Annotated in this window: 15 protein-coding genes and 2 pseudogenes; 6 read left to right on the top strand and 11 right to left on the bottom strand. The window is 47.2% G+C overall.

The window, feature by feature from the left end; all coding sequences use genetic code 11:
- Nucleotides 1-498 precede the first annotated feature (498 nt).
- Nucleotides 499-855 carry a hypothetical protein gene (locus tag ACWKXT_RS14740; protein WP_028014145.1) on the bottom strand — a complete coding sequence of 119 codons (357 nt, stop codon included), beginning with the start codon at nt 853-855 and terminating at the stop codon, nt 499-501.
- Between the two features lie 489 nt (nt 856-1,344).
- Nucleotides 1,345-1,812: a hypothetical protein gene (locus tag ACWKXT_RS14735; protein ID WP_454532740.1), complete on the bottom strand. Its 468-nt coding sequence runs from the start codon at nt 1,810-1,812 to the stop codon at nt 1,345-1,347.
- Between the two features lie 309 nt (nt 1,813-2,121).
- Between ACWKXT_RS14735 and ACWKXT_RS14730 the strand changes: the two genes are divergently transcribed.
- From ACWKXT_RS14730 to ACWKXT_RS14705, 6 genes and pseudogenes are all read left to right on the top strand, one after another.
- On the top strand, nt 2,122-2,568 hold the full coding sequence (locus tag ACWKXT_RS14730; RefSeq protein ID WP_454529131.1) for an STM2901 family protein: 447 nt from the start codon (nt 2,122-2,124) through the stop codon (nt 2,566-2,568).
- Nucleotides 2,568-2,882, top strand: a complete 315-nt coding sequence (locus ACWKXT_RS14725) for a DUF1493 family protein (RefSeq protein WP_024908330.1) — start codon at nt 2,568-2,570, stop codon at nt 2,880-2,882. Before ACWKXT_RS14730 ends, ACWKXT_RS14725 begins: the two co-directional genes overlap by 1 nt.
- Before the next feature lie 45 nt (nt 2,883-2,927).
- Nucleotides 2,928-3,159: pseudogene (locus ACWKXT_RS14720) on the top strand (phage regulatory CII family protein); the annotation flags it as partial.
- Nucleotides 3,156-3,443: pseudogene (locus ACWKXT_RS14715) on the top strand (P2 family phage major capsid protein); the annotation flags it as partial. The pseudogenes ACWKXT_RS14720 and ACWKXT_RS14715, both read left to right, overlap by 4 nt.
- Nucleotides 3,444-4,047: 604 nt before the next feature.
- Entirely contained in the window at nt 4,048-4,587 is a 540-nt protein-coding gene (locus tag ACWKXT_RS14710; protein WP_033146325.1) for a Panacea domain-containing protein, read from the top strand.
- A gap of 1 nt (nt 4,588) precedes the next feature.
- The gene (locus ACWKXT_RS14705) at nt 4,589-5,056 is read left to right on the top strand and encodes a hypothetical protein (RefSeq protein ID WP_046387562.1); all 468 of its coding nucleotides are present in this window, start codon (nt 4,589-4,591) and stop codon (nt 5,054-5,056) included.
- A gap of 35 nt (nt 5,057-5,091) precedes the next feature.
- Here the strand turns inward: ACWKXT_RS14705 and ACWKXT_RS14700 are convergent, their stop codons facing one another.
- The 9 genes from ACWKXT_RS14700 to ACWKXT_RS14660 all read right to left on the bottom strand — a co-directional run bounded on the left by ACWKXT_RS14700 (nt 5,092) and on the right by ACWKXT_RS14660 (nt 8,849).
- Nucleotides 5,092-6,264 (bottom strand): Arm DNA-binding domain-containing protein, encoded by a 1,173-nt coding sequence (locus tag ACWKXT_RS14700; protein WP_454532739.1) that lies wholly within the window; start codon nt 6,262-6,264, stop codon nt 5,092-5,094.
- Nucleotides 6,219-6,428 carry a hypothetical protein gene (locus ACWKXT_RS14695; RefSeq protein ID WP_000050710.1) on the bottom strand — a complete coding sequence of 70 codons (210 nt, stop codon included), beginning with the start codon at nt 6,426-6,428 and terminating at the stop codon, nt 6,219-6,221. The genes ACWKXT_RS14700 and ACWKXT_RS14695 overlap by 46 nt, the downstream gene beginning before the upstream one ends.
- Nucleotides 6,418-6,729 (bottom strand): hypothetical protein, encoded by a 312-nt coding sequence (locus tag ACWKXT_RS14690; protein WP_454532738.1) that lies wholly within the window; start codon nt 6,727-6,729, stop codon nt 6,418-6,420. Before ACWKXT_RS14690 ends, ACWKXT_RS14695 begins: the two co-directional genes overlap by 11 nt.
- A 115-nt stretch (nt 6,730-6,844) precedes the next feature.
- Entirely contained in the window at nt 6,845-7,363 is a 519-nt protein-coding gene (locus tag ACWKXT_RS14685; protein WP_454532811.1) for a hypothetical protein, read from the bottom strand.
- 59 nt (nt 7,364-7,422) lie between these two features.
- The gene (locus ACWKXT_RS14680; protein ID WP_454532737.1) at nt 7,423-7,836 is read right to left on the bottom strand and encodes a hypothetical protein; all 414 of its coding nucleotides are present in this window, start codon (nt 7,834-7,836) and stop codon (nt 7,423-7,425) included.
- Nucleotides 7,833-8,054, bottom strand: coding sequence for a ParE family toxin-like protein (locus ACWKXT_RS14675; protein ID WP_023332562.1), 222 nt, complete (start codon nt 8,052-8,054; stop codon nt 7,833-7,835). Before ACWKXT_RS14675 ends, ACWKXT_RS14680 begins: the two co-directional genes overlap by 4 nt.
- The gene (locus tag ACWKXT_RS14670; protein WP_454532736.1) at nt 8,026-8,280 is read right to left on the bottom strand and encodes a hypothetical protein; all 255 of its coding nucleotides are present in this window, start codon (nt 8,278-8,280) and stop codon (nt 8,026-8,028) included. The genes ACWKXT_RS14675 and ACWKXT_RS14670 overlap by 29 nt, the downstream gene beginning before the upstream one ends.
- Entirely contained in the window at nt 8,273-8,638 is a 366-nt protein-coding gene (locus tag ACWKXT_RS14665) for a hypothetical protein (protein WP_454532810.1), read from the bottom strand. The genes ACWKXT_RS14670 and ACWKXT_RS14665 overlap by 8 nt, the downstream gene beginning before the upstream one ends.
- A complete protein-coding gene (locus ACWKXT_RS14660; protein WP_454542697.1) occupies nt 8,631-8,849 on the bottom strand; it encodes a hypothetical protein in 219 nt (72 codons plus the stop codon). The genes ACWKXT_RS14665 and ACWKXT_RS14660 overlap by 8 nt, the downstream gene beginning before the upstream one ends.
- Nucleotides 8,850-9,224 lie beyond the last annotated feature (375 nt).

Raw genomic sequence — 9,224 nt, 5'->3', positions numbered from 1 at the left:
AAAGCGTCGTTGTTTAATCCTGCTAAATGTGTGTTTAAGTTAGGGTAACATTCTTGATGTAGGATATATTATATTGAAAGTGATTTGAAATATATTCTGATGCTCAGTTAAAACTCTGCTATAGCGAGCTAAAAATAATAAAGAAAGAGCAGGCATATAATAACCTGCTTTATTTTCAGTACGGTTCATGCATTCGTCTGATGCAGAGAACGAAAAAAAATGATCTGCAGGATGAATAAAACAGGGGCACCGGACGTTTACTGACGTCATTCCCTCTTAACGGGGAGTCCTGTATGAATATCCTCTCTCTACACCGCCCTACAGCGATGAAGCCATCGTGGAATGAATTGACGGCGAGATGTTCCGCGCCGACGCGCAGCAATTTGAAGAACAATTGAGAAATGACGAAGACCTTTCCGGCCGCACCACCTCTGGGATCTTTTTGGCTTCAATGCGGCAGGTAATAAAAAAGGCCGCGTGTGCGGCCTTTCAAAGGGGTTACTCAGTGACTTTCTTTTCCAGCTCGCTGGCACCTTCTTTGGTTTTGTTCCAGCCTTTCTCAGCGCCTTCTTTGGTGGCATCCCACCCTTTCTCGGTGCCTTCTTTGGTTTTATGCCAGGCCTTCTGGGAATCTTCGCTGACCTTGCTGCCAAAGCTTTCGCTCTTACCTTCCGCAGCATGCTGCTGTTTCAGCTTCAGCTCTTCACCTTTGTTCTGCTCTTCGTGCAGTTTTTGCTTCGCTTCGTTGGCGTTTGCGTTCGCCGCAGCGACGGTATCGTCAGTTGCATGTGTGGTCGCAGCAAATACTGGGGAAGCCAGCAGAACGGCAGATAATGCGATAATTGTTTTTTTCATAATATCCTCATTTAACGTTATCGGTTATGAGCGTGATTCAGCATGGCACAGGCGAAGCGGGAAGGCTTTAGGAAAAAACTGTAATGAGATCAATGTGCCCTGATGAGGAGGTATTTCGCATGAGGATTATCCAAAGGATAAATAGCCTATTTCAGCGAGAGCGGCGAGGGTCAGGAGAATAAAGATAATGACGACGATGGGTCTGTGCATGTTGGGGTTCCTTCCGGGTTAGGGCGGCTAATCCGTAGCGCTGGGTGGTGTGAGTAATTTTGCACAGGAGTAGGGGAGAGGGTGTTGATGTTTGTCAAAGGCCGTGGGCATGGGCACAAAAAAGCCCGAGGGGGATATACCGTGCGGGCTTTCAGGATTTCATCAGATGAATAGGGTTATTACTGATGGATATTCTGGTTGGCTATCTGGGGCTGCATAATTCTCAGGTGCATTTATCCAGCTCAGGGGAAAGCCTTTTCATTCTGTTAAATCATGGCTTCAGCTTACGTTTACCGACGCCGGTGTGGCAGAAACCGTTATGTACTTTTTCTGACCAGACTCCCGTTTAACACCTTTTGGATCGGAAACAAAAGGAAGCCGCAGGCGAGGTGAATCTGATACTTTCAGTGTCCAGATATAATCCCCAATAAACCTGAAATCCACGCTATCGTCAGTGACCTGGAGATCCGCAAAACTCCCTGTTGAGTACTCATTTCCTAAACGAACAATTTCTTTAAGCCCGTCATGAACGTCAATAAGGGCAATCGTCAGGGATTCCTCGAAAATAATGTCATCCGTTAGAAACAGGATGTAACGTAGCTCATTAACCTGGACCGCTGCTTCAAGCACTTGTCCCGGTACAATAATGCCTGTGCTTTTACCATTGAGTACAACGTCAGATCGAGCCTGGGATACATCGGTAGCTTCGCGAACTTTAACCAATGATATTGAATTAACCTGTTGCATAATCAATTCCACAAACGTCCTGTTTACCATGCAGCAAAAGCACTGCCGACGAAGCCACCGATAGTTGTGTACCACTTGTGCCAACGCCTCCTATGGAATGTTAAGGCCGTCTGGCAATTTCTGGTATCCATTGAAGCCTGAAGACGCGCAAAGTTGTTCATACCGGGAACTTGGTTTACATCCTTCCCCAATATTCCTTGTAACGGCAACATCTAAATCCAAATTTAGGATAACGTTGTGGTGTATATTCTGGACGATGCCAAAGGCCAGTATTAGGATTTAGTTCGTCAGTTTATACAGGGAAAGACTATGGATACGACCGAACTGTTAAACGGAACATACTTCTTTGAGGGAATGAGCGTCGACAAAGAGGAGCTACTTTACTGGCTTATTCTGGATGAATTTAAAAAGCAGTTTAGTGATGTGATTGATTTACTAGCAATTGCTTCCATGTTGGTCAGCTTGCCGGTTATCCCTGTTAGCGGGAAATTGGGAGCAGGTGCTGCAACCAGGGGAACAAGTCCGCTTTCTCTTGGGCTTCGAACCCTTATTCGACAGCGTTTTAAGCAGGGCCGTAGAACCATCACCTGGGCAAAACTCTTGCGTGGCGAATGGGCATACACAACCAGTATAGGGGCATACATCGGGAGATGGCTCCCTTGGGTTGGTGCCGTACTGACGGCCTATAACCTTGCCATGATCACCCATAATGTTATCCACCGTTATCAGCTTATCGTTGGGCCAGGAGAAAGGTAATGACAGACAAAGCCGCACTCGTCAGGGAACTCATTAAAAAACACTTCTGGGAAATGTCGGACGATACCTCTGTAAGTACAGGGAAACAAAGTGTACTGCCGGAAGATATGACTGATTTTCTTGAGGAATATTCAGAAAGTCTGGATGTGGATATGTCTGGCTTCGTCTTTAATCGTTACTTCCCAAACGAGGGGATTCGCTTCCTGCCAAATGCTATATTGCCCCGCTATCTTAGAACCGATCATCATGCGCCCGAGCCGTTGACAGTAAGGATGCTTATTGAATCGGCAAATGCTGGTCGCTGGCTTTTTTAACGGTAAGACAGATAAGTCCGTGTCATTATCAACCCTTTCGGGGGGGGGATGCGTCCGCAGATCCTGCGCAATAAGTTGAACCCGATTCAACCACACCGCCTGACCTGTGACGAGCTGCTGGCTATCACCGTTTACACGGAAGATGCCCGTTTGCTGGATGGGATGCTGGGGCAGATTAACTGCCTCCCGTCCGTTCCGGTCAATAACGCCACTGAAGCGAACATGCAGTTTTGCGCATTAAGCGCCACCGCAAACGTGGGTGCGATCGCTGGGAAAACGCTGTTGGGTGGCAATCAGATTATGACCGATCCGGTCGTTCTGGATGAAGCGGGGGATTACAAATCGCTGGATGCGATGGCCTCCGATCTGATTAACGCCAAAATCCCGGCACAGTTCCGTAATGACCCGCGCCTGGTAGTGCTGGTAGGTGCTGACCTGGTGGCCGCCGTACAGTAACGACTGTATCAGGCCGCTGATCGCCCAACGGAGAAAATCGCGGCGCAGATGCTGGGAAGCACTATTGCTGGTCGTCCGGCAATCATTCCGCCGTTCATGTCGGGTATGGGCACTGGATGGACAAAAGTAAAAGCTGGGGTTAGTGCTGGACAAGTTTTTGCTGGGTGGACGTAAAGTGGACATGGACAAAAAAAGGGGCTACGTTTTCACGTAACCCCTTGTTTTATTTGGTGGAGCTGGCGGGAGTTGAACTCGCGTCCGAAATACTACTAACTAATTGAAAGTAAATAACTATTTATCTATGGCATATATCAAGTGCATTTTACGTGCATATTGAGGTCTGTCTAACGTCCTGATCCAGTCCAACATTTTGAAATATTTCCCGCGTTATCAAGCCTTAGTAAACTCCGCTATATAACCTGTGCAAAAAGTGCTATTGGTTGCTTTGTCAATGAAAACTCTCGCGAGAGCGCAACTCTTTACAATGTAAGGATTGTCTAACAATGTGCCATTACCTTTGGGGTAAATGCGCTGAACTTGCGGGTATCGTGTAAAATGTTGGCGTGAAATGACTCTAATCATGCCTCTAAAATGATCAATCTATGGTTGCTTATTCATTATAGCTGGCTATAAACTGTGCCTAGGTAGGACAAAATGTCCTCCTATATAGTTGTTACTTCATAAAGCCATATGTATGAAAGGTGTCGAGATGCTTAAGATTCGGTTCGATTCAGAAAAGGCTTTAGAGGCCATTCTGTATGTAGCCTCTAAAGCACCCGTGCCTGACATTTATCATGTCGGGAAAATCCTTTACTACGCCGATCGTGCTCACCTGGAGCGTTATGGTCGTCTCATTACCGGCGATGAGTATAAGGCTATGAAAGATGGCCCAGTCGCAGAGAACACCTATGACATCATCAAAATTGCCCAAGGTAAGGGACGCTTCATTCCAAATGGAATCGAAGTTGAAGACATAAAGTCAGCGCTTCGGGTATATGAGAAATCGCATAACTACCGTGTAGAGCCTTTGCGCCCTGTTGATGATGATGTTTTCAGTGATTCTGATCTTAAATGTATTGACGAGGCAATCGAGATGATTGGCAAGCTATCATTTGGTCAGATTCGTGAAATGAGTCACGATGAAGTTTGGTCTTCGGCAAACGAGAATGGTGAAATCCCTCTGGAAGTTATCGCCGGAAGCTGTAAAGATGCTGACTTACTGATTTCCCATCTTTTCAGCGGAAGATAGAATGCCTAATTTAGGGGACATGTTCCCTTCAAATTTTGCCCAAACTTTTGCGTCACATCATCAACTTTCTGTTGGTGATGTGATTTATCTCTTCTGCGATTTTACAACTCCAGAGAAGCATAAATACATGGTGGTTTGCTGCTGTGAACCTCTTCTCGTTTTGCTTATCAATTCAGATATTAGCGAGTACATCCTTGCTCGCCCCCATTTGCTTCAGTGCCAAGTTGATTTGCTTGAAGCAGATCATCCCTTCCTTGAATGGGATTCGTTCGTAAATTGTATAGAAGCCCATCAAGCGTTTGATCTGGAAGTAGTCAAGGAGCAGATAACTTCGAACTATACGCAGACATATAAAGGACGTGTTGCTGGCTATTGTCTGCGATCAATTTATGAAGCTGTTGAGCTATCTGAAACGATGCTCCGTAGACACAAACGATTGATTCTTGAGTCGATGCAACAATATGTTTAAACCCAGTCAACACCGGGTTTTTTGTCCTTCACATTTTACCTAATTGCCTCTTTTGCGGTTTTACCGTCATATTCAGCCAGATATTTACCGTAATTGCGGAATATCATTTCCGGCCCTTTGTGGCCCATCTGTCCGGCAAGCCAGAAGAGGTTAACACCCTGGCTAATATGCTTGGTGGCGAATGTGTGCCGCGTCTGGTAAGGGTTACGGTAGCGCACGCCAGCTTTTTTCAGGGTCGGCACCCATGCTTTTTTACGAATAGCGTCGGCGTTCGCCCAGGGTTCTCCCGTTTTTGGATCGCTGAATATGAACTCACTTTTCATAAAGGTGTATTGCTTCTGCGCCTGCAGGGCAGCCAGCGCCTCACTGTTAAGCTCAACCTTACGGGTGCCAGCTTTTGTCTTGGTTCCTTTGAGTACCCCTACGACACTGGCCGCCTGTACGTGAGCTGTGTTCGCTATGGTGTCGAGATCAGGCCAGCGCAGCGCGCACAGTTCGGAACTCCGCAGACCGGTATTGAAAGCAAAGCGGAATAGGTTTTCCCATTCCGGGTACCTGCAGCTCTGGTAAATAGCGAGGGTTTCCGCTGGCGTGAACGGGTCCACCTCGTAATCGTCGGCGCTTGGGTTGCTGTTGATCACGTGGTACCGGCTGGCGCTGACGAGTGTTACCGGGTTAATGGTCAGCAGGCCATCCGTAACAGCTTCATCAATGGCGCTGCGCAGAAACGAAAGGTTATTCCTGGTCGTTTTCAGCTTTGTTTTCCGGCTGGCTATCCAGTTTTTAAGAACCGCTGGCGTCAGTTCTGACACGTGGAGTTTATGCAAAGCTGACAGCGCCGACAGGCATTTTTCATAACCGTTGATAGTCGACGGGGACAGGTTGCGGTTCTGGCAGATTTTCAGATACTCGTCCAGGTAGGACTTAATATTTTTGGTTTTCTTCACTACCCCGAACAGCTCCAGTTTTTTGGAGGTGGGGAAGTATTTCGCATAATCGAATGTGCCGCCGGCTATCTGGTTCTGTATCTCCCCCAGCAGGCGCTCGGCATACTTCACGCCGCGCGCGTTTGCTTCCATTCTGGAAAGGGGCTCCCGGCAAAGAACCCCCTTGTAGGTGAATGTGATCACCAGGGTATCGCCAGTTTTATGCTGGCGAATGGTTACTCCTCTTGGGAGAGATAATGATCCTTGTTCTTTCTTGCCCACTTTGAAACCTCCGTTAAGTCTATCCAGCGTTCTTTAACGCCATCGACTTTTAATACATGGACTCCCTCTTTCCATAACCCCCTTTGTATCCGTTTGTTAACGGCTTCAACCGTTTCTCCGGCGTCCCGGCAGTAGGTTGAAAGTGGTACGCAATCAAGACTCATGACCGACCTCCCGCCCAAATGCCTGGGCATTTTCCAGTTCATTTGCCGCATAGATAAGTGCGTTGTGGTGCGCTCTAAAACCGCCATCAAGTTCGCTGGCCGCTCTCTTGCGCAGAATGTCGATCGCAACCTGATAGTCATTCTGGTAATCGGCGGAAAAGTCCGCCGAACTGTCCGGCAGTACACCCAGCACCATCAACATATTTTCCGGGTCGATGGGGATGGTGGTAAGCCCCAGCTGCTTGGCCTCCGTTGCTAAACGGCTCCAACGCTTAATAACTTCTAAAACTGGCTTATTCATGGAGTGCCTCGCTACTTCACCAAAAATTTATATTCAATCAGCGCGCCGATAACGGTGGCTGCCAGCAGCACAGAAAATATGAAACTCACGATTAACCTTTTCATCAACGCTCCCATCAGTGAATAACAGGATTGGCTGGCATACCCTCTGCCTGAATCTGCTCTATGAAGCTGTCATGAAGCAGACCGAAACCATCACGGCCGAAAATCGATAACCTGAGCCCGTGTTCAGCGTCCATTTCAACCATGTCTCTATACATACCAAGCGCCATCTGCTGGCCTAGCTCCGTCCCGTATTTCTCTATAGCTCCACCTTCAAGGTAACTCGCAAGGGCGAATCGTTCCGGTCCTGGGTAAACGCTGATCGAGCCGCTATCGCTGGAGTAAATAACAGCGGTATCAACACCCCCATCGTTATTCGGAACGTCAACAGTGCCGTTCTTTTGTAGTTGTTCGGTTATGAAAACGGCGACCACGAGCCAACGCCATAAAATCAGCAGCTTTTCTTCGCTTGGTACGAACCAGCCACTTTCAACCGCTTCCATAATGCAAGCCAACAATTCCATTCCATCTGGAATCTGTTTGTCATAGTGACCATTGTCGAGTTGCCTTACGGCGGCGGAATATCCAATAATTCGATTCCCAAGGCGGATGCCGGTTGATGTCGGTTCTGGTTTGAATGTTGAATTAAGCATCAATGCACTCCTGCTGGTTTGATGGCCTGCAGTGCATCAACCTCTTTAACGAATCGGTCATGCATCGCGTCCCATTTCTCACACCATTTCTCCATTTCTCGCTTGCGCGCCAGGATGCGACGCAAACGGCGAACACAACGCTGGTGGGCTGCCAGATACTCAGCCTTTGTTTCCCCGTCTCGCCATACTTCCCTGTCATCGCGAACAATACGCACCCGCGGGTGACGCTGCGGAAAACCTGAACGCTCAAAAGCCTCGGTGGTCATGAAGAAAGCCAGATAGCGGATCGCCGTATCTCGCGTGAAGCATTTTTTGATACGACCGTGGCGTACTGCCACGAACAGTGGGCCAACTGGCGTATCGTGTTTCTGTAATGCCAGGTCAATCATGCTTACGGTGCGTTTATCGTTCATTTCCGGTCCTTAACTTTGCTGTATCGTTCGTGACTCATTACTTCCCAGTTCTTTCCGCCATCGCGGGAGAGTAGCCGCCAGCGGTGATTAACCTTGAGGCTCAAATTACCGGAGCCGTGCATACGGCAGGGGTGAATGCGCCTTGCTCTGAACTGGCTTAAAACGTGTGCTGCTTTGAGGTGAACCCACTCAGGAATTCTTATCGCTGTCAGTGCCACCAGCTACCTCCTCAAATCTCAGCTCCATTTCGCGCGCCATTTCGATAAACGTGGCCAGTGAGCAAATGTGCTCGTCGTCGAACAGCTGGCGGTCGCATATCACCCTCCCGTTCTCGATGTACAGGACTACCCGCCCGGTAAAATTAGGGAGGACATGCAGATCCACGTTCAAAACGGGACGGGGAATCAGCACACCCTGATAGAGCATTGTTTGCTGGTTATTCATGACTGGCCTCCGGGGTAGCTGGTTTTTGTTTCTTGGCAAACTCGACCAGCTCAGAAATAAGATCGTCGACGAGTACCTTTCCGCTTTCTGTCAGAAACTCTCCGCTGCCGTTAACATCTACAGCGCTGCTGTATATCCATCTGATGATTTTTACGCCTTCGATATTTCCGTACTCACCGAGAGTCATTTTTTCGAATCTTCTTAACAGGCCATCCATGAGAATCTCTGTTAGCTCGACAGTATTAATCCCGCCTTTAGGAAGATTAATAACAAGGCAGTTACTGCCTGTTTTGCGCTGGTGGCGTAATAACGCTGCTTTTAAAATTCTGCGTCGGTAGGTGTTGATTATATTATCCATCATTATTTTCATTCGCCCAAAACCATGCGTTAATATCCGATGAGTGATTCCAAGCCATTTCAATCAATGCGAATCGCTGGGCATCTTCCATTTTTACAAAATTCTCAGAAATTGTTTGAAGCAAGTAATACAACTGCTCGGCATGTACACTCATTTCCTGCGTTGTCCAGTTGCGAGCATTTACTGTTGTTGGGATTCTCTTGCCCATCATTTGACTCCGTATGCCTTTTTAAGATACAGGCGCGCAATTATCTCGTAACCACTGGCGGCATAGAGAAGCGCTGTTTGATACGATGATTGGTCAATAATAAAAGTCATATACTCACCTTGTTGAATTATGTGCGTGTTTATCCCCAGCATTTATTGCCGCATTAAAATATTATTGCCTTTATACGCTATTATGTTATGAGAAATTTTAAGCTCTCATATTTTGAGATTATTTGCTGCGCTTCTTTGTTTGCCTTTTTATAAATAGTGAAAGTATCGACAAGTATCATTATTTCACCAGTTCTTTTATAAAGACTGTAAGTAATGTTATTCATATCTCTTAAATCAGTATGTAGATCGTACTTTGAATTTCTACTCA

The organism is Enterobacter sp. UPMP701 (assembly GCF_053709515.1).
Note: the sequence above shows the minus strand (reverse complement) of the source record. Positions and strands in the feature narration are given on the sequence as shown.